Source organism: Nocardioides sp., assembly GCF_050246775.1.
GTDB lineage: Bacteria > Actinomycetota > Actinomycetes > Propionibacteriales > Nocardioidaceae > Nocardioides.
On record NZ_JBFWVK010000001.1, the window covers coordinates 1,199,536 to 1,218,949 of the forward strand.

The following is a 19,414-nucleotide window of genomic DNA, read 5'->3' on the forward strand; positions in this document are numbered from 1 at the left end:
CGACCAGGAGACATGACGTCGTGGGGCGTGATCAGCAGCAGCGACCCTCGGGGTGGGCGTCGCGGTGGTCCGAGCGCAGCCGCTCGAAGTCGCGACGCGACAGCGCGACCGTCCCGGACGCCCGGCAGTCGGCGAGATGGCGCTCGTAACGGGTGTCGCCCGAGATGACCCGCAGGTACCACCGGGCCTTCGACCACACGTTCATGCGTCCACCAGCTCGGACTCGACCTTCGCGACCTCGGTGGTGGGCAGCGGCTGACCGCCGCGCAGTGCCTTCACACAGACGACCACGGCGTTGAGGACCACCACGATCACCAGGAGCGCGAAGGTCGCCTGGAGGGTGCCGTTCACGGTGGAGTTGGTGACCACCTGGCGCATCTGGTCCAGATCCGCGGCCGGCGCAAGCAGCTCTCCTCGATCGATGGCCGCGCGATAGACCGACGCCTGTTCGAAGTAGCCGATCTTGGGGTTGTCGCTGAAGAGTTTCTGCCAGCTGGCCGTCATCGTGGTGATCAGGTCCCAGAGCAGACCGATGCCCGGCACCCACACCCACTTGGCCTTGCCGTGCTTGATCAGCAGCGTGGCGCAGAGCGTGAGCGCGATCGCGGCGAGCAGCTGGTTCGCGATCCCGAACAGCGGGAACAGCTGGTTGATGCCGCCGAGCGGGTCGGTGACGCCGACGTAGAGCATGTAGCCCCACAGGCCGACGACGACCGCGCTGGCCGACCAGGACGCCGGGCGCCACGAGGTGTCGCCATAGCGCTTCCACACGTTGCCGATGGTGTCCTGCAGCATGAAGCGCCCGACCCGGGTGCCCGCGTCGACGGCGGTCAGGATGAAGAGCGCCTCGAACATGATGGCGAAGTGGTACCAGAACGCCGCCAGGCCACCCCCGAAGGCCTCGGAGAAGATCTGCGAGATCCCGAAGGCCAGCGTGGGAGCCCCACCCGTGCGCGAGATGAGGCTCTGCTCCTCCACAGACGCGGCAGCAGCGGCGAGGTCGCTGGGGCTGATCGTGAAGCCGAGCGTGCGCACGAACTCGGCGGCCGACTCCGGCGACCCGCCGGTGGCGCCCAGGGGCGAGTTGATCGAGAAGTACAGCCCCTGGTCGATGATGCAGGCCGCGATCAGCGCCGAGATCGCCACGAACGACTCCATCACCATCCCGCCGTACCCGATCATCCGGATGTGGCTCTCCTTGCTCACCATCTTGGGTGTGGTGCCGGAGGCGATCAGGGCGTGGAAGCCGGACAGGGCACCGCAGGCGATCGTGATGAAGACGAAGGGGAAGACCTTGCCCGCGAACACCGGCCCCTCACCGGAGGTCGCGAAGTCCGAGACCGCAGGAGCACTGAGGTCGGGAGCGGCCAGGATGAGGCCGATGGCGAGCAGGACGATCACGCCGATCTTCATGAACGTCGAGAGGTAGTCACGCGGCGTGAGCAGCATCCACACCGGAAGGATGGAGGCCACGAACCCGTAGACCACGAGCAGCAGGGTGAGGGTCTCGGGACTGAGGGTGAGGGCGCCGGACAGGCCGAGCTCCTCGACGTACGCCCCGCCTGCGATGGAGACCAGCAGCAGGGCGACCCCGATGCCGGTGACCTCCAGCACCTTGCCCGGGCGCAGCACCCGCAGGTAGAAGCCCATGAACAGGGCGATCGGGATGGTGAGGCCGATGGAGAAGACACCCCACGGCGACTCGGCCAAGGCGTTGACCACCACGAGCGCGAGCACCGCGAGGATCAGGATCATGATGGCGAACACCGCGATCAGTGCCGCGATGCCGCCGACGACCCCGATCTCGTCGCGCACCATCTGGCCCAAGGACTTGCCGTCGCGTCGCATCGAGAAGAACAGCACGATGGTGTCCTGCACAGCCCCGGCGAAGATGACACCGACGATGATCCAGATCGTGCCGGGCAGGTAGCCCATCTGGGCTGCCAGCACCGGCCCGACGAGGGGTCCGGCGCCCGCGATGGCGGCGAAGTGGTGCCCGAACAGGACCCGTTTGTCGGTCGGCTCGAAGTCGACGCCGTTCTCGAGCCGCTCGGCCGGGGTGGCCCGGCTGTCGTCGACCTCGAGCACGGTCTTGACGATGAACTTCGCGTAGAACCGGTAGGCGATGGCGTAGGAGCTCAGGGCCGCGAACAGGATCCACAGCGCCGAGACGTTCTCGCCGCGCGCCAGGGCCAGGACCGCCCAGCAGACTGCGCCGACGATGGCGACGCCCACCCACAGCGCTGTCTGGCGGAGATCCCGCCGGGTTCCCGAAGGCGTCCTGCTGGTCGTGGAGGTCATGCACCGCTCCTGTTCGATCACCGAGCTCGACAGGTGGCCCGAGACGGTCACCACGGGACAACCTGCCTCATTCGGGCGCACGTCACAACCGCCGGCCCCTCGCACCGGCGGACTGACGTCATCGAACCTGGCTGCCCCAGCGGCCAGAAGCTATGACTTTGCGGGGGTCAGGAGCCCTCGGCCAAGGCGCGGGAGCGGTCGCGCGCGGCCTCCATCGCAGCCAGGAACGCCGCACGCACCTTGTGGATCTCGAGCTCGCGCAGCGCCGCGGCGGTGGTGCCCGCTGGCGAGGTCACCTGCTCGCGAAGCACCGTCGGGTGGGTGCCGGTCTCGCGCAGCATCTTGGCCGACCCGACCAGGGTCTGGACGACGAGCTCGGTGGCCGTCGTCCGCGGCAGGCCGAGGTGGACACCGGCCTCGATCATCGACTCCACCACGAAGAAGATGTACGCCGGGCCGGACCCGGAGATCGCGGTGACCGCGTCCTGCTGTCGCTCGGGGATCCGGAGCACCTTGCCGACCGACGCCATGAGCGACTCCACCTCGGCGAGGTGGGCCTCGTCGCAGTGGGACCCCGGCGAGATCGCGGCCATGCCTTCATCGACCAGGGCGGGGGTGTTGGGCATGACCCGGACGACCGCCACCCCGGCGGGCACCCGGGACTCGATGAACGCGGTGGTGATGCCCGCAGCCAGCGAGACCAGCAGTTGGCCCGCCCGCAGGTCACCGGAGATCTCGTCGAGGAGATCACCCATGTCCTGCGGCTTCACCACGATGGCGACGGTGTCAGCCAGCTTGGCCGCCTGGCGGTTGTCCACAACACGCACGCCATAGCGTTCCTCGAGCTCGCGGGCACGCTCGGCGCGCTTCTCGCCGACGAGGAGGTCGTCGACGCGGCGGCCGGCACGCACCAGGCCGGAGAGCAGGGTCTCCCCCATCACCCCGGCGCCGAGGATCGCAGTCTGGGTCATCAGTGTCCTACTTCTTCGAGATCAGGGACTTCGCGAAGAATGACAGGTTCTGCGGGCGCTCGGCGAGCCTTCTCATGAGGTAGCCGTACCACTCCTGGCCGTAGGGGATGTAGACGCGCATCGTCTCCCCGCTGTCGGCCAGCCGCTTCTGCTCCTCGGGACGGATGCCGTAGAGCATCTGGTATTCGTAGCTGCCCTGGGCGCGGCCGTAGCGACTGGCCAGCGACGAGGCGATCGAGACCATCCGCGGGTCGTGGGTCGCGATCATCGGGTAGCCCTGGCCGGCCAGGAGCACCTTCAGGCAGCGCACGTAGGACTTGTCGACGTCGAGGCGGCTCTGGAACGCAACCGACTCGGGCTCCTTGTAGGCGCCCTTGCACAGTCGCACCCGAGAGCCCTCGAAGGCCAGGTGCCGGCAGTCGGACTCGGTGCGGTGCAGGTAGGCCTGCAGCACCGCTCCGGTCTCTGGGAAGTCCTTGCGCAGTTCGCGCAGCGTGGCCAGGGTCGCGTCGGTGGTGGTGTGGTCCTCCATGTCGAGGGTCACGGTGGTGCCGGCGTTGCGGGCCGCCCGCACGATCGTGCGCGCGTTGTCCAGGGCGATCTTGTCGCCGTCCCTGGGCAGTGCCTGGCCGACCGCGCTCAGCTTCACACTGACCTCCGCGTTGCGGGCCAGCCCGCTGGCGGTGAGCTGCCTGAGCATGTCGAGGTAGGCGTCCACCGTCGCCTGGGCCTGCGCGGCGTCGAGGGTGTCCTCGCCGAGGAAGTCGAGCGTCACCTTCAAGCCGTCGTCCACCAGCGCACGCGTCGCCTCGACCGCCGACTCGGTGGACTCACCGGGGACGTAGCTGTTCACGATGCCCGCGGACACGGGCATGGTGCTGACCAGGTTCTTGACCAGCTCGCTGCGCGAGACGAGCAGCAGTGGCTGACGGAGCAACGACATGGCCGACAGGCTACGCCGTACGCCGACGCAACGTCACCGCGCCCAAGGCCAGTGCGGCGACGGCGAAGCCCACCACGACCGCGACGTTGCGCCACACCTCGCCGGTCGACTCCGAGACCACCAGCTCGTTCATCGCGTCGGTGGCATACGACAGCGGCAGTACGTCGCTGATGCGCTGGAGTACGGCGGGCAGCTGACTGCGTGGCAGGAACAGCCCGCAGAGCAGGATCTGCGGGATCACCACCGCCGGCATGAACTGCACGGCCTGGAACTCGGTGCGGGCGAACGCGCTCACGAACAGTCCCAGGGCCGTGCCGAGGACGGCATCCACGACCGCCACGAGGGTGAGCAGCCAGACCGGACCGGCGACCTGGAGGTCGAGCAGCCCCACGCTCAGCCCGACGGCGAGCGCGGACTGCACCGCGGCGATCAGCCCGAACGCGAGGGCGTAGCCGAGCAGGAAGTCGAGGCGGCCCAGCGGCATCGACAGCAGTCGCTCGAGGGTGCCGCTGGAGCGCTCACGCAGCGTGGTCACGCTGGTGACCAGGAACATGATGATGAAGGGGAACAGGGCGAGCAGTCCCGGCCCCAGGCGGTCGAACATGGGTGCTGGCGAGTCCTCGAACATCCACCACAGCAAGGTGATGAGCAGGCACGGGAGCACCAGCAGCATGGCCAGCGTGCGGTGGTCACGGCGCAACTGGCGCAGCACCCGGGCCGTGACCGCCAGCGTGAGGCGGGGCGTCACTGCGCGTCCCCGGCGCCCGGGCCCGTCGAGACCAGGCTCAGGAACGCCGCCTCGATGTCCTTCGTCCCGGTCTGCTGCTTGATCGCGGCCGGGCTGCCGTCGGCGATGATCCGCCCCGCGCGCATCAGCAGCAGCCGATCGCAGCGTTCGGCCTCGTCCATCACGTGGCTCGACACGAAGACCGCGGCGCCTGCGTCCGCGAGCCGGTGGAAGAGCCCCCACAGGTCGCGGCGCAGCACAGGGTCGAGCCCGACGGTCGGCTCGTCGAGCACGAGGAGGTCGGGCTGGTTGAGCAGAGCCACCGCGAGGCTGACCCGGGACCGCTCACCGCCGCTGAGCCGACCGACCACCTGGTCGCGGCGGGCTCGGAGGTCGACCGAGTCCAGCGCGGCGTGGACCGCGGCCGCGTCGGCGCCCAGCACCGCGGCGAAGAACGCCAGGTTCTCTGCGACCGTGAGGTCGTCGTACACGCTGGCGGCCTGGGTGACGTAGCCGATCCGGGGACGCAGGGCGGCGCTTCCGGACTCCTGACCGAACACCAGGACCGACCCCGAGGCCACTTTCTGCACCCCGACCAGGGCCCGCATGAGCGTGGACTTCCCGCACCCCGACGGGCCCAGGAGGCCCGTGACGCCACCCCCGATCTCGAGGTCGAGCCCATCGAGGACCCTCGTGTGCCCGCGCACGACGGTGAGGCCGGCGACCACCACGGCGGTGTCCATCCGTGCTCCTCTCGATCAGCGGCGCGCGGACAGACCGAGGTGCTCGCGGGCGAACCTCAGGGACTCGACCAGGTCGGCCTCGCGTTCCTCGCGGTTGTTGGCGCGACGGGTGTTGATCTCCAGCACCACGTGGCCGCTGAAGTCCACCGACTCGAGGTGTCGCAGGAACGGGGCCGCCCCCATGACGCCGCGACCGGGCACCAGGTGTTCGTCCTTGGCCGACCCGCTGCCATCGGTGAGGTGGATGTGACGCAGCCGGTCGCCCAGTCGTTTCGCCATCTCGATGACGTCGCTCTGGGCGATCGCCGCGTGCGACAGGTCGATGGTGGTGTTGGCGTAGTTCTCACCGGAGGGGTCCCACCCGGGCAGGTACATCTCCATGCCCCGCTTGGTGGAGGCGCGCCACGGATACATGTTCTCCACCGCGAACGCGATCCCGGTCGACTCCTCGAGGGCCGCGATGCCGTTGACGAAGTCGCGCGCGTAGTCCTTCTGCCACCGAAACGGCGGGTGTACGACGACCACGTCGGCACCGACCGCGTGCGCCATCTCCGCGGAGCGTTCGAGCTTGCCCCACGGTTCGGTGCCCCACACCCGCTGGGTGAACAGCAGGCAGGGGGCGTGGACGGCGCACACGGGCATCTCGTGGTGCTCGGAGAGCTGCCGGATCGCGGAGGTCTGCTGGCTGAGGGAGTCGATGCCGACCATCACCTCGACCGCGTCGTACCCGATGGTCGCGGCGTAGCCGAACGCGTGCGCGGTCGACTCCGGATAGCTCGAGGCGGTGGACAGAGCGATGAGGGGGATCATCGGATGGCTCACCGATCCAGGATGCCGAGGTGGTCGAAGCGCTCGAGGATGACGCCCTCGCGCAGTGCCCACGGGCAGATCTCGAGCTCAGGCAGGTCGAAGATGTCCATGCAGGCCTCGGCGACGAGGGCCCCGGGCACGATCTGGTGGGTGCGCGAGGGTGAGACCCCCGGCAGCTCGCTGAGCTTGTCGGGGCTCATCGAGATCAGTTTCGGGATCCACGAGGAGAGCTCGGCAGCCGGGAGGGCGCGCGGCACCAAGGGGCCCTCCGCGGAGCCGGCAGCACCGCAGATCCGGGCCAGGGAGCGGAACGTCTTGGACGTGGCGGCAGCCCGGTCGGGCACCCCCGAGCGCAGCAGATGCCCGGCGTCACGTGCGATGTCGGCGCGGATCCGTCGGCGCAGGGAGCGCAGGTCGTCGTCCATCGGCGCATCCTTGGCGAAGTACTCCCGGGCCAGTCGCCCGGCACCCAGCGGCAGCGACCAGGCCACATCCGGGGCCTCATTCGTGCCGCCGGCGATCTCCAGCGATCCCCCGCCGATGTCGAACACCGCCAGGCGCCCTGCCGACCAGCCGAACCAGCGCCGGACGGCCAGGAAGGTCAGCCGAGCCTCGTCCTCACCGGACAGCACGCCGATGTCGACGCCGGTCTGGTCGCGGACGTGGGCCAGGACCTCGTCGGAGTTGACCGAGTCGCGCACCGCCGAGGTGGCGAAGGCCAGCATCTCCGAGCAGCCCTTGTCCTCGGCGACCAGCACCGCATCGGCGGTGAAGGTGGTCAGGGCCGCGATCCCCCGGTCGTTGACCGCTCCGGACTCGTCAAGGTGCTCGGCAAGCCGCAGCGGCTCCTTGTAGGAGTACGCCGGCAGCGGTGCGGCACCCCCGTGGGCATCGACCACCAAGAGGTGTCCGGTGTTGGAACCGATGTCGAGTACGCCCAGCCGCATGGCCCAACGCTACCGCTGCCCCGTAGGTTTGCGAGGTGCCCGAAGTGGATCTGGACTTTCCTCGCGCCTGGGTCGAGTTCGGCGACCCGGCCGACCCGGCCCAGGTCTTTCGCTGCGACCTGACGTGGCTGACCTCGTCGTACCGGTGCATCTTCGGCGAGGGGTGCGCGGGGATCTACGCCGACTCCCCGGACACCGGGTGCTGCACCCTGGGGGCACACTTCGCCGACCAGGCCGACGAGAAGCGGGTCGCCACCCACGTCGCGCGACTCACCGCGGAGCTGTGGCAGTTCCACCCCGGCCGCCGGGTCCGGGCCGCCGACTGGGTGGAGACCGACGAGGAGGACGCCCGCAAGACCCGGGTGCTCGACGTCGAGGGACAGAGCGCCTGCGTCTTTCACAACCGGACCGACTTCGCACTCGGCGCCGGCTGTGCCCTGCACGCATTGGCGCTGAGCGAGGGACGCGAACCGCTCGAGACCAAGCCCGATGTCTGCTGGCAGCTGCCGATCCGCCGCAGCTTCCGCGAGGTCGAGAGGCCGGACTCGACCACCTACACGGAAGTCTCGATCAGCGAGTACGACCGCCGCGGGTGGGGGTCGGGAGGGCACGATCTGGACTGGTACTGCTCGGGCAACACCGAGGCCCACGTCGGCACCACGGCCGTCTTCGTGAACAACGCCGCCGAGCTCACCGAGCTCATGGGACCCGCGGCGTACGCCGAGCTCGCCCGGCACTGCGAGGCCCACCTGCGCTCACGCTCGGCCCTCGCGCTGCACCCCGCCGATCCGCGTCACTGAGCCGTCGTCTCGACATCAAGAGACCCGACCCCAGTGTCGGCGGGCATTTACTGTTCACGCACAATGCTGTGCATGCGCCTGGACCATCTCTCTTTCGCAGCCGGACCGGATGGCCTTGCCGGCACAGCCCAGCGCATTTCAGGGCTGCTCGGCCAGGAGTTCACCAGCGGCGGTATCCACCCCCGATTCGGGACCCGCAACATGACGATGCCGCTCGGAGACGGCACCTACATCGAGGTCGTCGAGGTGCTGGACCACCCGGCCTCCGACAAGGCTCCCTTCGGCCAGGCCGTCCGCGCCCGCTCCGCCAACGGTGGCGGCTGGCTCGGCTGGGTCGTGGCGGTGGACGACATCAGTGAGGTCGAGGAACGCCTGGGTCGCCCGGCAGTGCTGGGCAACCGGCACACCCCGGACGGCAAGGAACTCACCTGGAAGCAGATCGGCGTGAACGGCCTCATGGCCGACCCGCAGCTGCCCTTCTTCATCGAGTGGAGCGGCGACCCGGCCGACCACCCGGGTCGCGGCGGCGCCACGGACTTCTCCCTCGCCTGCCTGGAGATCGCCGGTGACCCCCAGCGGGTCAGCGAATGGCTCGGCCAGACCGTCGAGGCGCCCCTCGAGGACGTCAAGGTCGAGTGGGTCGCCCCGCACGGCACTCCGGGCATCATCGCCGCCCAGTTCCTCACCCCGTCCGGCCTGATCCGCATCTGACACCGTGCTCGTGCGCTGACCCGGTCGTGTCCACACCGCCGCCGGGCGCACGTCCCTCGCCGAACATCTGGAACCATCCGGCGATCTACGAGATCGAGAACCGCGCCTGTGACCCGGACCGGCGCCTCGCCGCAACGCTGCACCAGCTCGCGGACTGGTCGAGCCGGTGCGTCCTGGACCTGGGCTGCGGCACGGGGTTCCACCTCCCGTGGTTCGCCGAGACAGCCGCCTCGGTCATCGGGGTGGAGCCGCACCCGGACCTCGCTGCGCTCGCCCGGCGCCGTACCAGGCGACTCGCTGGGGTGACGGTGCTCGACGGCACGGCCCAGCAGCTCCCGCTCCCCGATGCCTCCGTGGACGTGGTCCACGCCCGTTGGGCCTACTTCTTCGGTCCCGGCTGCGAGCCCGGCCTCGTCGAGCTGGACCGCGTCGTACGTCGCGGGGGGACCGCCCTGGTGATCGACAACGACCCGAGCACCTCGACCTTCGGTGGATGGTTCCGGCGCGGCTATCGCGACATCGACCCCACCGAGGTCGAGCGGTTCTGGTCCACGCGCGGCTGGACCAGGACCTCGGTCAGCATGGGCTGGCGCTTCGCCCACCGCGCCGACCTCATCGCGGTCGTGCGCATCGAGTTCGACCCGGAGACCGCCGACTGGATCCTCGAGAACCACTGCGGCACCGAGGTCGACTATGCGGTGAACGTGTGGTCGCGCCAGTTCTGACCTGCCGCAGCACCGGATCAGCTCGTGCCACGCACCACCAGTCGTGGCGTCAGCAGGGCGCTGGCATTCATCTCGGCCGGCACCGCGAGTCGACCCTGGAGCCGGGCCACGATCTCCACGGCCACCTCCTCCAGGGGCTGTCGGACCGAGGTCAGTCCCGGGGTGACGACCTGTGCCACCTGCGAGTCGTCGAAGCCGACGACGGCGATGTCCTTGCCCGGGGTGAGGCCGCGCGCGCCGAGGGTCTGCAGCACGCCCATGGCCAAGGTGTCCGAGGCACACACGAAACCGGTCGGCCCGGCGTCGTCGAGGAGTACGGCGGCCGCCTCGGCGCCGGAGGCGACCGTGTCCTCCACCCGTGAGGCCAGCCCGGTGGTGGGCAGTCCGCGCTCGTGCATGGCGGTGAGCCAACCGGCGCGACGGTCCTCCCCGATCGGTGAGTCCTTGCGCCAGCCGATCCAGGCGATCCGGGTATGACCGCGGTCGAGCAGATGGTCGGTGGCCAGACGGGTCCCGGCGGCACCGTCGACGTCCACCCACGGATGTGAGACCTCGGGGGTGTCCCAGGGCCGACCGAAGGCCACGAAGGGCGCCCCGCGCTCCTCCAGCCACACGGTCTGCGGGTTGCCCAGATAAGTGTCGGTCACCACGAACGCATCGACGGCGGTGGCGCGCAACAGGTCGTCGTAGCCCGCCAACGGATCCTCGCCGTCGCCGGGGAAGAGCAGGACGTGGTAGCCGCCTTCCTTGCACTCCTCCACCAGGGAGTGCACGAAGCGGTCCATCATCGCGTTGGCGGTGCCCTCCTGGGCGGGGGCGAAGCGCATGCCGATCAGACGCGACGAGCGGGTCCGCAGGTTGCGGGCAGCACGGTTCGGGGAGTAGCCGAGCGCCGCGACTGCTGCCTGCACGCGGGCGAGCGTGTCGGCCTTGAGCAGGTCAGGGTTGTTCATCGCGTTCGACACCGTCTGGCGCGAGACGCCCGCGAGCTCGGCCACGTCTGAGAGCGTCGCCTGGAGGGCGGCGCGACGCACGTCGTGCGACATGCGGCCTCCTTCCCCACGTTGAACGATCCAAGGTTAACGCCGACCCTCCCGCTGTCGGCGCTGTGCCCTACGGTTCCGGTCATGAGCAAAGCCGCGGCGAAGGGCCGTCCCCGGGCGAGTTATCGCTGCACCGAGTGTGGCTGGGAGGCAGCCAAGTGGGTCGGCCGGTGCGGTGAGTGCCAGGCGTGGGGCTCGATCGCCGAGACAGCGGTCGTCCAGACCCGGGCCGCCGCCGGGCCGGTCACCACGGCGGCCGTGCCCATCGGGCAGGTGTCGGTGGAGCAGTCCGGCTTCCGCTCGAGCGGGGTCCCGGAGCTCGACCGGGTGCTCGGGGGTGGCCTGGTGCCTGGCGCTGCCATCCTGCTCGCCGGTGAGCCGGGCGTCGGCAAGAGCACGCTGTTGCTCGAGGTGGCCGCTCAGACCGCCCGCTACCACCGCCGCACCCTCTACGTCACCGGGGAGGAGTCGGCAGCCCAGGTCCGCATGCGCGCGGACCGCACCAACGGCGTGCACGACGAGCTCTACCTCGCCGCCGAGACCGACCTCGGCGCCGTGCTCAGCCACATCGAGGAGGTGCGGCCCGAGCTGTTGGTCGTCGACTCGGTGCAGACCATCGGCGCGGCCGACGTCGACGGCGTCCCGGGCGGGGTCACCCAGGTCAAGGAGGTCGCGGCCGCGCTGATCCGGGTCGCGAAGACCCGCAACATCACCACGGTGCTGGTCGGCCATGTCACCAAGGACGGGTCGATCGCGGGCCCGCGCGTGCTCGAGCACCTCGTCGACGTCGTCCTGCACTTCGAGGGCGACCGCAACTCCCGCTTCCGCATGGTGCGCGCGATGAAGAACCGGTTCGGCCCCATCGACGAGGTGGGCTGCTTCGACCTCTCCGCCGAGGGGATCGTCGCGGTGACAGACCCCACGGGGCTGTTCGTGGAGACCCACCACCAGCGAGTGCCGGGCACCTGTGTGGCGGTGACCATGGAGGGTCGTCGCCCCCTGCTGGCCGAGGTGCAGGCCCTGGTCACGCCATCCGCCGGCGAGCGCCCTCGGCGCACCACGGTCGGGCTGGACGCATCCCGGCTGGCGATGCTGGTGGCCGTGCTGCAACAGCATGCCGGGATCCGGTTGCACAACCACGACGTGTTCGCCTCGACAGTGGGAGGTGCGCGCCTGATCGAGCCCGCGACCGACCTCGCCCTGGCGGTCAGCATCGCCTCCGCCTTCGTGCACCGTCCGGCACCCCAGGGCATCGTCGCCTTCGGTGAGATCGGCCTGGCCGGCGAGCTGCGCAAGGTCCGTGATCTGCCCCAGCGGCTCAACGAGGCGGCCCGCCTGGGGTTCCGCGTGGCCCTGGTCCCCGGTGACCCGTCGGGCATCTCACGCAAGCCGGAGGAGTGGACCGTCGACGGCATGAAGGTGATCGACGTCCACGACGTCTCCTCGGCCCTTCGGCTGATCGGGCTGTCCCCTCGCGAGGCCCCTTCCAAAGGATGAGCCCCGCAGGCATGCGATCCCCTAGAATGCGCGTGCTGACGAATTTTGGGAAACGGGGATGGCGTGGCCAACATCGAGCGCACCGAGGACTGGTTGCGCCTGCGCACGACCTTGGCGTCCATCGCTCCCGGCACTGCACTACGTGACGGTCTCGAGCGCATCCTGCGCGGGCGCACCGGGGCGTTGATCGTGCTGGGCATGGACAAGACCGTCGACTCGATCGCCACGGGCGGTTTCACCCTGGACGTCCCGTTCACCTCCACCGGTCTGCGCGAGCTCGCCAAGATGGATGGCGCGATCATCCTCGACCGCGACGTGACCCGGATCCATCGGGCTGCAGTGCACCTGATGCCCGACCACACGATCCCCTCCGAGGAGACCGGCACCCGGCATCGCACCGCAGACCGGGTCGCCCGCCAGACCGGCTTCCCGGTGATCTCGGTGTCCCAGTCGATGCAGATCATCGCCGCCTACGTCGGCGCCACCCGCCACGTGCTGGAGGACGCGGGCCAGATCCTGTCGCGCGCCAACCAGGCACTCGCCACCCTGGAGCGCTACAAGCTTCGACTGGACGAGGTGTCCAGCACCCTGTCCGCGCTCGAGATCGAGGATCTCGTGACCGTGCGCGACGTGGCCGTCGTGGCCCAGCGCCTCGAGATGGTCACCAGGATCGCCCGGGAGATCGAGGACTACGTTCTCGAGCTCGGCACCGACGGGCGGCTGCTCTCGCTCCAGCTCGAGGAGCTGATCACCGGTGTCGACAATGAGCGGGAGCTGGTGATCCGTGACTACCTTCCGCCCGGGCGGAAGGCACGCACCCCCGAGACGCTGCTCAACAGGCTCGAGTCGTTGTCCCCCACCGAGCTCGTCGACCCGGCCGCAGTGGCCAGAGCGCTCGGGCTGGGCGCGAGCGAGCACCTCGACGGCGCCGTGGCGCCGCGTGGCTACCGCCTCCTGGCCAAGGTGCCGCGACTGCCACCGGCCGTCGTCGATCGCCTTGTCGACCACTTCGGCACCCTGCAGAAGTTGCTGTCGGCCGGCATCGACGACCTCCAGGCGGTCGACGGGGTGGGCGAGTTGCGCGCCCGCAGCGTGCGCGAGGGGCTCTCACGCCTCGCCGAGTCGAGCATCCTCGAGCGCTACGTCTAGCCTCGGGGCGACCTGCTCGGAGCCCCGGAGGGCGACTGGCTCGGGGACGGCGACTGGGTCGGTGTCGCGGTCCGGGTGATCGTCGCGGCGGCGCGGGGCAGCAGCTGGAACTGGGTGTCAGTCGCCTCGCCGCCGAGAGCTGCACCGATCGCGTGGTACCACCCGGGTCGGGCCCAGTCGGTGCTGGTGCGGCAGGCCGAGTCCGATCGTCGACCCGACCACGTCACCTCGGCCACGCCCGGCACGGTGCGGCGCGCGATCACGTCGACGGTGGGCACCGACTTGGGGCACTCCTGGGAGGACCAGATGAAGTCCTTGCCGGAGACGAGCTTGACCACCACGCTGGAGGGTGACACCTGGAAGGTGCACGCCTGGGAGTCGTTCGAGTAGATCCTCAGGCCGATGGCGACCGCGCCGCCACCTTGGGGCGCCTTGAGGAGCGGCTGGACCACGACCTCGTCGTCCGCGCAGGGACCCTGTGGCTGTGGCAGCGGCGGGGGCTTGGGTTTGCGGCTCTTCTTGCCGCTCGGGGCGACCGTCGGCCCGTAGGTCAGCGCGGGGGTGGTGGTCGTGGAGGCATCCGCGGCGGCCTGGGCCGCCGTACCGCCTGATCCGGACGAGCCGTCACTGGAACCGCCGAGCAGCCGGCCCAGCCCGAAGACCAGGGCGAAGGCGACCGCGAGCACCAGGAGCCGCCGGGTCCAGTAGACGCGGGCCGGGAGCGGTCCACGGGGGCGGGTCACGGAACTCATGGAGCCACGCTAACCAGAGCCGACGTCGCGCCCGGGCTGCCACACCGAGGCGGCCTCCTCGGGCTCGGTCACAACCGTGGGTCACCTACTATCGGCCTCGATGAGTGAGCTGCACGAGCCGATCCTCCGGTGGTACGACGAGCAGGCCCGCGATCTTCCGTGGCGGCGTCCCGAGGCGACCGCGTGGTCGGTCATGGTCTCGGAGTTCATGCTGCAGCAGACGCCGGTGACCCGCGTGCTGCCGGTGCACGAGACCTGGCTGCGACTCTGGCCGACTCCTGCCGCCCTGGCTGCCGAGGCACCGGGCGAGGCTGTGCGGGCGTGGGGTCGGTTGGGCTACCCGCGCCGGGCACTGCGGCTGCACGCAGCCGCGACGGCCATCGTGGAGCGCCACAGCGGCGAGGTGCCCGGGGAGTACGACGAACTGCTCGCCCTGCCGGGCATCGGTGACTACACCGCAGCTGCGATCGCCTCCTTCGCCTTCGGTCGACGCCATGTCGTGCTCGACACCAACGTGCGCCGGGTGTTCGCCCGCCTGGTGGGCGGCAGCGAGTTCCCACCTACGACCCTCACGAAGCCCGAGCGTGAGCGGGCGGGCAGCCTGCTCCCCGACGACGAGGCGCTGGCAGCCCAGTGGGCGGTCGCCGTGATGGAGCTCGGCGCACTGGTGTGCAACGCGCGTGAACCCCGATGCGGTTCGTGCCCGGTCGCGGAGCTGTGCGCCTGGAGAGCTGCCGGGCACCCTGGCTACGAGGGGCCGCCGCGGAAGGTCCAGACCTGGGCCGGCACCGACCGTCAGTGCCGAGGGCGCCTGTTGTCGGTGTTGCGTGAGAGTGACGGTCCGGTCCATCGATCCCGACTGGACGCAGCGTGGTCCCCGGCGGACCAACGCGGACGGTGTCTGGAGAGCCTCGTCGCGGACGGCCTGATCGTGCAGACGTCCGCGGAGACCTACGCGCTGCCCTGAGCCGAGGTGATCGCCACGACCGCGTCGGCGAGGTCCTCGACCGCGGTGTCGACGACGGGGTCGGCAGCGTCGAGCGGCAGGTCCAGCTGGAACCCCATGAACGCAGCGTCGAGCAGCACGACCGCCCTGCGGGCCAGCGCCACCGGGCTCCCGGCGGCGACCAACTGGTCGGCGAGGGCCTCGGTCCACCGCGTGTTCGCCTCGCCGATGACTGAGAAGTAGGGCTCGCGACCGAGCAGGCCGAGGGCCGCCGCCTCGACGTACATGCGCTGGCACCGGTCCATCCGGTCCGAGGTCATCGCGGCCCACAGGGCCAGGACGGCCGCCCGGACATCGGGCGCGGGAGGCAGTGCCCGCAGCGTGGCCACCGACCAGTCGACCGAGACGCGCAGCACGCTGGCGATCAGGTCGTCCTTGTCGGTGAAGTGGTAGAGCAGCATGCGGTCGCTCGTGCCGATCGCGGCGGCCAACGGACGCAGGCTCAGGCCGATCAGTCCGTGCTCGAGCGCGAAGTCGGTGGCCGCCTGTGCGAGCTCGTCGCGCCGAGACGTCATGCGGATCACACTCCCCACGATGGAAAAAGCGATTGTAACGGGTGCTACATTTGTAGCAATCGCTACATCAATGAGGAGTCAGTCATGTTCACCGCTTGGGCCCTGCTGCTGGGCGCCATCGGCATCGAGGTCGCAGCAACCGCCTCGCTTCCCCGCACCGAGAGTTTCCGGGACCCGTTCTGGACCGGCCTCGTGCTGCTGGGCTACGCCCTGTCGATCTGGATGTTGGCCCTGGTCATCAAGAACATCCCGGTCTCGATCGCCTACGCCGTCTGGTCCGGGCTGGGTACGGCGGGGATCGTCCTGATCGGCGTGCTGTTCTTCGGTGAGGGCATCGACCCGCTCAAGGCCACCATGTTGATGACGATCATCGCCGCCGTGGTGGTGCTCAACCTCCAGGGCGCGCACTGACCTGTCGCAGACGTCCGCCTGAAATGCAGCGACCCGTCGCAGATGTACACCTCCGGGTGTACATCTGCGACGGGTCAGCGTGATTCAGCGGTACAGCTGCGACAGGTCAGTCCTCGGCCTTGGTGACGTCGATCGGACCTGGGGTCTCGTCCTCGCCCTCACCACGACCCTCGGGTCCGGCATCCGGCTTGACCAGGTCGATCGAGGCCGTCTCCAGCGGCGGGAGGTCCGGCAGGGCGCCGAACTTCTGCCCCTTGAAGGTGAACTTGGCCGACGGGCCCTCGCCCTCGACGTCGACCAGCACGATCTGACCCGGACCCACCTCACCGAACAGCATCTTCTCCGCGAGCGAGTCCTCGATCTCGCGCTGCACCGTGCGCCGCAGAGGTCGGGCACCGAGCACCGGGTCGAAGCCCCGGGTGGCGAGCAGGTCCTTGGCGGCCTGGGTGAGCTCGAGGGACATGTCCCGGTCCTTCATCCGCAGCTCGACCGAGGCGATCATGTTGTCGACCATCGCCACGATCTGTTCCTTGGTCAACGGCGGGAAGACCACGATCTCGTCGACGCGGTTGAGGAACTCGGGACGGAAGTGCTGCTTCAGCTCGTCGGAGACCTTCTGCTTCATCCGCTCGTAGGAGCCCCCCACGTCGGAGGTCTGGTTGAAGCCCAGGCTGACGCTCTTGGCGATGTCGCGGCTTCCGAGGTTGGTGGTCATGATGATCACCGTGTTCTTGAAGTCCACGACGCGGCCCTGGCTGTCGGTCAGGCGACCTTCCTCCAGGATCTGCAACAGGCTGTTGAAGATGTCGGGGTGCGCCTTCTCGACCTCGTCGAAGAGCACGACCGAGAACGGCTTGCGGCGCACCTTCTCGGTGAGCTGGCCACCCTCTTCGTAGCCGACGTAGCCAGGAGGCGAGCCGAACAGCCGCGACACCGTGTGCTTCTCGGAGAACTCCGACATGTCGAGGTGGATCAGGGCGTCCTCGTCACCGAACAGGAACTCAGCGAGCGTCTTGGACAGCCACGTCTTCCCGACGCCTGAGGGACCGGCGAAGATGAACGACCCGCCGGGGCGCTTCGGGTCCTTCAACCCGGCGCGAGTACGGCGGATGGCGCGGCTGAGAGCCTTGACGGCCTCTTCCTGACCGATGACGCGCTTGTGCAGCTCGTCCTCCATCTTGAGCAGCCGGGTCGACTCCTCCTCGGAGAGCTTGACGATCGGGATCCCGGTCGCCACGGCGAGCACCTCGGCGATCAGTTCCTCGTCGACCTCGGCCACGACGTCCATGTCGCCGGCGCGCCACTGCTTCTCACGCTCGGAGCGCTTGAGGATGAGCTGCTTCTCCTCGTCACGAAGGCGGGCGGCAGCCTCGAAGTCCTGACCGTCGATAGCGCCTTCCTTGCGCTGGCGGACCTCGCCGATCTTGTCGTCGAACTCACGCAGGTCCGGCGGAGCGGTCATCCGGCGGATCCGCAACCGGGCGCCCGCCTCATCGATCAGGTCGATCGCCTTGTCGGGCAGGAACCGGTCGGAGATGTAACGGTCGGCCAGCGTCGCGGCCGACACCAACGCCTCGTCGGTGATCGTCACCCGGTGGTGAGCCTCGTAGCGGTCGCGCAGACCCTTGAGCATCTCGATGGTGTGGGCGATCGACGGCTCCGCCACCTGGATCGGCTGGAACCGGCGCTCGAGGGCAGCGTCCTTCTCGAGGTACTTGCGGTATTCGTCGAGCGTCGTCGCACCGATCGTCTGCAGCTCTCCACGCGCCAGCATCGGCTTGAGGATCGAGGCCGCGTCGATGGCACCCTCGGCGGCGCCCGCACCGACCAGGGTGTGGATCTCGTCGATGAACAGGACGATGTCGCCGCGGGTCTTGATCTCCTTGAGCACCTTCTTCAGGCGCTCCTCGAAGTCACCGCGGTAGCGCGAGCCGGCGACCAGCGAACCCAGGTCGAGGCTGTAGATCTGCTTGTCCTTCAGGGTCTCGGGCACGTTGCCCTTGACGATGTCCTGGGCCAGGCCCTCGACGATGGTCGTCTTGCCGACGCCCGGCTCGCCGATGAGCACGGGGTTGTTCTTGGTGCGGCGCGACAGGATCTGCATCACGCGCTCGATCTCCTGCTCGCGACCGATCACCGGGTCGAGCTTGCCCTCGCGGGCGGCCTGCGTGTAGTTGCGGCCGAACTGGTCGAGCACCAGCGAGGAGGACGGCGCCTCAGCACCACCACCGGTCGACGTGGCCGACGACTGCGTCTCCTTGCCCTGGAAGCCCGACAGCAGCTGGATGACCTGCTGACGCACCCGGTTGAGGTCGGCGCCGAGCTTCTGCAGCACCTGGGCGGCAACGCCCTCGCCCTCGCGGATCAGGCCGAGCAGGATGTGTTCGGTGCCGATGTAGGAGTGTCCGAGCTGGAGCGCCTCGCGCAACGAGAGCTCGAGCACCTTCTTGGCGCGCGGCGTGAACGGGATGTGGCCGGAGGGCGCCTGCTGGCCCTGGCCGATGATCTCCTCGACCTGGGCGCGCACGGCCTCCAGGGAGATGTCGAGGGACTCCAGCGCCTTCGCAGCGACGCCTTCACCTTCGTGGATCAGCCCGAGCAGGATGTGCTCGGTGCCGATGTAGTTGTGGGAGAGCATGCGGGCCTCTTCCTGGGCCAGCACGACCACCCGACGGGCTCGGTCTGTAAACCGCTCGAACATGTGCGCATCGCTCCTCTTGCAACAGCGGGGCCGCCGCATCAATGGGATGTGGCGGGACAAGAGTTCTAACCCCACCGACAGCCTAACCGTTCCCGAAATCCGGGCGGTGCCGATCTGCTGTCAGCGAACACGCAATCAGGGGTTGAGACACCTCGGACGCACCGAAGGCTCCCCCGAGCAGGGGGAGCCTTCGATAGGGGTCGCTTCAGTTGGCGGCTTCGTAGGCCGCTCGGACGTCCGCGCTGACCCGCCCGCGGTCGGGAACCTCGTGGCCGTTGGCACGGGCCCACTCCCGGATCTCGGCCGCACTGGTGCCACCGGTGGCCACCTTGCGACCGGTGCGCCGTCCGCCCACCTTGCGCGCGTGCCCCGACGTACGTCGCGAGCGCCTCACGCAACTTCGCGGCATTCGCAGTGTTCAGGTCGATTTCATAGGTCGCGCCGTCAACGCCGAACGTGACCGTTTCGTCGGCGTCGGTGCCATCGATGTCATCAACGAGAACGATATGGACTTTCTGAGCCATGAGCATTTCCTTTTCCAGAGACGCGCGGCGGGGTATCGCCGCAACGATCATGCCACTTTCCATCCCACTTATCGAAACCCGTCGCATTCATGGCGACCGAATTTCGGTGGACGGACTAGTCCGAACAGGCCATGGCCG

At 69.2% G+C, this 19,414-nt stretch carries 19 protein-coding genes and 1 pseudogene; 7 read left to right on the forward strand and 13 right to left on the reverse strand.

All coding sequences use genetic code 11. The annotated features are described in order from the left end of the window. Nucleotides 1–31: 31 nt before the first annotated feature. The 8 genes from AB7I40_RS05655 to AB7I40_RS05690 all read right to left on the reverse strand — a co-directional run bounded on the left by AB7I40_RS05655 (nucleotide 32) and on the right by AB7I40_RS05690 (nucleotide 7,442). Nucleotides 32–205 (reverse strand): YbdD/YjiX family protein, encoded by a 174-nt coding sequence (locus AB7I40_RS05655; RefSeq protein WP_428344071.1) that lies wholly within the window; start codon nucleotides 203–205, stop codon nucleotides 32–34. Beyond that, a complete protein-coding gene (locus AB7I40_RS05660; protein WP_428344072.1) occupies nucleotides 202–2,301 on the reverse strand; it encodes a carbon starvation CstA family protein in 2,100 nt (699 codons plus the stop codon). The genes AB7I40_RS05655 and AB7I40_RS05660 overlap by 4 nt, the downstream gene beginning before the upstream one ends. A 167-nt stretch (nucleotides 2,302–2,468) precedes the next feature. After that, nucleotides 2,469–3,272: a pyrroline-5-carboxylate reductase gene (gene proC, locus AB7I40_RS05665; RefSeq protein WP_428344073.1), complete on the reverse strand. Its 804-nt coding sequence runs from the start codon at nucleotides 3,270–3,272 to the stop codon at nucleotides 2,469–2,471. Nucleotides 3,273–3,279: 7 nt separating this feature from the next. Further along, nucleotides 3,280–4,215 carry a proline dehydrogenase family protein gene (locus AB7I40_RS05670; protein ID WP_428344074.1) on the reverse strand — a complete coding sequence of 312 codons (936 nt, stop codon included), beginning with the start codon at nucleotides 4,213–4,215 and terminating at the stop codon, nucleotides 3,280–3,282. Nucleotides 4,216–4,225: 10 nt separating this feature from the next. Next, nucleotides 4,226–4,963 (reverse strand): ABC transporter permease, encoded by a 738-nt coding sequence (locus AB7I40_RS05675; protein ID WP_428344075.1) that lies wholly within the window; start codon nucleotides 4,961–4,963, stop codon nucleotides 4,226–4,228. Beyond that, nucleotides 4,960–5,685 (reverse strand): ABC transporter ATP-binding protein, encoded by a 726-nt coding sequence (locus AB7I40_RS05680; RefSeq protein WP_428344076.1) that lies wholly within the window; start codon nucleotides 5,683–5,685, stop codon nucleotides 4,960–4,962. Before AB7I40_RS05680 ends, AB7I40_RS05675 begins: the two co-directional genes overlap by 4 nt. A gap of 15 nt (nucleotides 5,686–5,700) precedes the next feature. Further along, nucleotides 5,701–6,495, reverse strand: coding sequence for a sugar phosphate isomerase/epimerase family protein (locus AB7I40_RS05685; protein ID WP_428344295.1), 795 nt, complete (start codon nucleotides 6,493–6,495; stop codon nucleotides 5,701–5,703). A gap of 8 nt (nucleotides 6,496–6,503) precedes the next feature. Next, nucleotides 6,504–7,442, reverse strand: coding sequence for a Ppx/GppA family phosphatase (locus AB7I40_RS05690; RefSeq protein WP_428344077.1), 939 nt, complete (start codon nucleotides 7,440–7,442; stop codon nucleotides 6,504–6,506). A gap of 35 nt (nucleotides 7,443–7,477) precedes the next feature. Between AB7I40_RS05690 and AB7I40_RS05695 the strand changes: the two genes are divergently transcribed. The 3 genes from AB7I40_RS05695 to AB7I40_RS05705 all read left to right on the forward strand — a co-directional run bounded on the left by AB7I40_RS05695 (nucleotide 7,478) and on the right by AB7I40_RS05705 (nucleotide 9,678). After that, on the forward strand, nucleotides 7,478–8,242 hold the full coding sequence (locus AB7I40_RS05695) for a hypothetical protein (protein WP_428344078.1): 765 nt from the start codon (nucleotides 7,478–7,480) through the stop codon (nucleotides 8,240–8,242). A 72-nt stretch (nucleotides 8,243–8,314) separates the two neighbouring features. Continuing rightward, nucleotides 8,315–8,953, forward strand: a complete 639-nt coding sequence (locus AB7I40_RS05700) for a VOC family protein (protein WP_428344079.1) — start codon at nucleotides 8,315–8,317, stop codon at nucleotides 8,951–8,953. A gap of 26 nt (nucleotides 8,954–8,979) precedes the next feature. Continuing rightward, entirely contained in the window at nucleotides 8,980–9,678 is a 699-nt protein-coding gene (locus AB7I40_RS05705) for a class I SAM-dependent methyltransferase (protein ID WP_428344080.1), read from the forward strand. A gap of 17 nt (nucleotides 9,679–9,695) precedes the next feature. Here the strand turns inward: AB7I40_RS05705 and AB7I40_RS05710 are convergent, their stop codons facing one another. Beyond that, on the reverse strand, nucleotides 9,696–10,724 hold the full coding sequence (locus AB7I40_RS05710) for a LacI family DNA-binding transcriptional regulator (protein ID WP_428344081.1): 1,029 nt from the start codon (nucleotides 10,722–10,724) through the stop codon (nucleotides 9,696–9,698). A gap of 81 nt (nucleotides 10,725–10,805) precedes the next feature. On the opposite strand from AB7I40_RS05710, the gene radA reads away from it, so the two are divergent. Together radA and disA are read left to right on the forward strand one after the other, a co-directional pair. Continuing rightward, nucleotides 10,806–12,218, forward strand: a complete 1,413-nt coding sequence (gene radA / locus AB7I40_RS05715; RefSeq protein ID WP_428344082.1) for a DNA repair protein RadA — start codon at nucleotides 10,806–10,808, stop codon at nucleotides 12,216–12,218. Between the two features lie 63 nt (nucleotides 12,219–12,281). Beyond that, nucleotides 12,282–13,367 carry a DNA integrity scanning diadenylate cyclase DisA gene (gene disA / locus AB7I40_RS05720; protein ID WP_428344083.1) on the forward strand — a complete coding sequence of 362 codons (1,086 nt, stop codon included), beginning with the start codon at nucleotides 12,282–12,284 and terminating at the stop codon, nucleotides 13,365–13,367. On the opposite strand, the gene AB7I40_RS05725 is transcribed toward disA, so the two are convergent. Continuing rightward, the gene (locus tag AB7I40_RS05725; RefSeq protein WP_428344084.1) at nucleotides 13,364–14,119 is read right to left on the reverse strand and encodes a hypothetical protein; all 756 of its coding nucleotides are present in this window, start codon (nucleotides 14,117–14,119) and stop codon (nucleotides 13,364–13,366) included. The genes disA and AB7I40_RS05725 overlap by 4 nt on opposite strands. 100 nt (nucleotides 14,120–14,219) lie before the next feature. Here AB7I40_RS05725 and AB7I40_RS05730 point away from each other — a divergent pair, with 100 nt between their 5' ends. Continuing rightward, entirely contained in the window at nucleotides 14,220–15,086 is an 867-nt protein-coding gene (locus AB7I40_RS05730; RefSeq protein ID WP_428344085.1) for an A/G-specific adenine glycosylase, read from the forward strand. On the opposite strand, the gene AB7I40_RS05735 is transcribed toward AB7I40_RS05730, so the two are convergent. Then, complete coding sequence (locus AB7I40_RS05735; protein ID WP_428344086.1) at nucleotides 15,071–15,640, reverse strand: TetR family transcriptional regulator; 570 nt, start codon at nucleotides 15,638–15,640, stop codon at nucleotides 15,071–15,073. The two genes, AB7I40_RS05730 and AB7I40_RS05735, sit on opposite strands and share 16 nt — an antisense overlap. Nucleotides 15,641–15,724: 84 nt before the next feature. On the opposite strand from AB7I40_RS05735, the gene AB7I40_RS05740 reads away from it, so the two are divergent. Continuing rightward, the gene (locus AB7I40_RS05740; protein ID WP_428344087.1) at nucleotides 15,725–16,051 is read left to right on the forward strand and encodes a DMT family transporter; all 327 of its coding nucleotides are present in this window, start codon (nucleotides 15,725–15,727) and stop codon (nucleotides 16,049–16,051) included. Between the two features lie 106 nt (nucleotides 16,052–16,157). Here AB7I40_RS05740 and AB7I40_RS05745 read toward each other — a convergent pair whose 3' ends face one another. Continuing rightward, nucleotides 16,158–18,752: an ATP-dependent Clp protease ATP-binding subunit gene (locus AB7I40_RS05745; protein WP_428344088.1), complete on the reverse strand. Its 2,595-nt coding sequence runs from the start codon at nucleotides 18,750–18,752 to the stop codon at nucleotides 16,158–16,160. A 205-nt stretch (nucleotides 18,753–18,957) separates the two neighbouring features. After that, a pseudogene (locus tag AB7I40_RS05750) lies at nucleotides 18,958–19,276 on the reverse strand (histone-like nucleoid-structuring protein Lsr2). Nucleotides 19,277–19,414 lie beyond the last annotated feature (138 nt).

Bases quoted from the DNA above. Each gene is read 5' to 3' on its own strand.
- AB7I40_RS05730 (WP_428344085.1), top strand. From the start codon at position 14,220: ATGAGTGAGCTGCACGAGCCGATCCTCCGGTGGTACGACGAGCAGGCC.
- AB7I40_RS05725 (WP_428344084.1), bottom strand. From the start codon at position 14,119: ATGAGTTCCGTGACCCGCCCCCGTGGACCGCTCCCGGCCCGCGTCTAC.
- AB7I40_RS05745 (WP_428344088.1), bottom strand. From the start codon at position 18,752: ATGTTCGAGCGGTTTACAGACCGAGCCCGTCGGGTGGTCGTGCTGGCC.
- AB7I40_RS05735 (WP_428344086.1), bottom strand. From the start codon at position 15,640: ATGACGTCTCGGCGCGACGAGCTCGCACAGGCGGCCACCGACTTCGCG.
- AB7I40_RS05655 (WP_428344071.1), bottom strand. From the start codon at position 205: ATGAACGTGTGGTCGAAGGCCCGGTGGTACCTGCGGGTCATCTCGGGC.
- AB7I40_RS05680 (WP_428344076.1), bottom strand. From the start codon at position 5,685: ATGGACACCGCCGTGGTGGTCGCCGGCCTCACCGTCGTGCGCGGGCAC.
- AB7I40_RS05660 (WP_428344072.1), bottom strand. From the start codon at position 2,301: ATGACCTCCACGACCAGCAGGACGCCTTCGGGAACCCGGCGGGATCTC.
- AB7I40_RS05690 (WP_428344077.1), bottom strand. From the start codon at position 7,442: ATGCGGCTGGGCGTACTCGACATCGGTTCCAACACCGGACACCTCTTG.
- proC (WP_428344073.1), bottom strand. From the start codon at position 3,272: ATGACCCAGACTGCGATCCTCGGCGCCGGGGTGATGGGGGAGACCCTG.
- AB7I40_RS05710 (WP_428344081.1), bottom strand. From the start codon at position 10,724: ATGTCGCACGACGTGCGTCGCGCCGCCCTCCAGGCGACGCTCTCAGAC.
- AB7I40_RS05685 (WP_428344295.1), bottom strand. From the start codon at position 6,495: ATGATCCCCCTCATCGCTCTGTCCACCGCCTCGAGCTATCCGGAGTCG.
- AB7I40_RS05740 (WP_428344087.1), top strand. From the start codon at position 15,725: ATGTTCACCGCTTGGGCCCTGCTGCTGGGCGCCATCGGCATCGAGGTC.
- AB7I40_RS05670 (WP_428344074.1), bottom strand. From the start codon at position 4,215: ATGTCGTTGCTCCGTCAGCCACTGCTGCTCGTCTCGCGCAGCGAGCTG.
- AB7I40_RS05700 (WP_428344079.1), top strand. From the start codon at position 8,315: ATGCGCCTGGACCATCTCTCTTTCGCAGCCGGACCGGATGGCCTTGCC.
- radA (WP_428344082.1), top strand. From the start codon at position 10,806: ATGAGCAAAGCCGCGGCGAAGGGCCGTCCCCGGGCGAGTTATCGCTGC.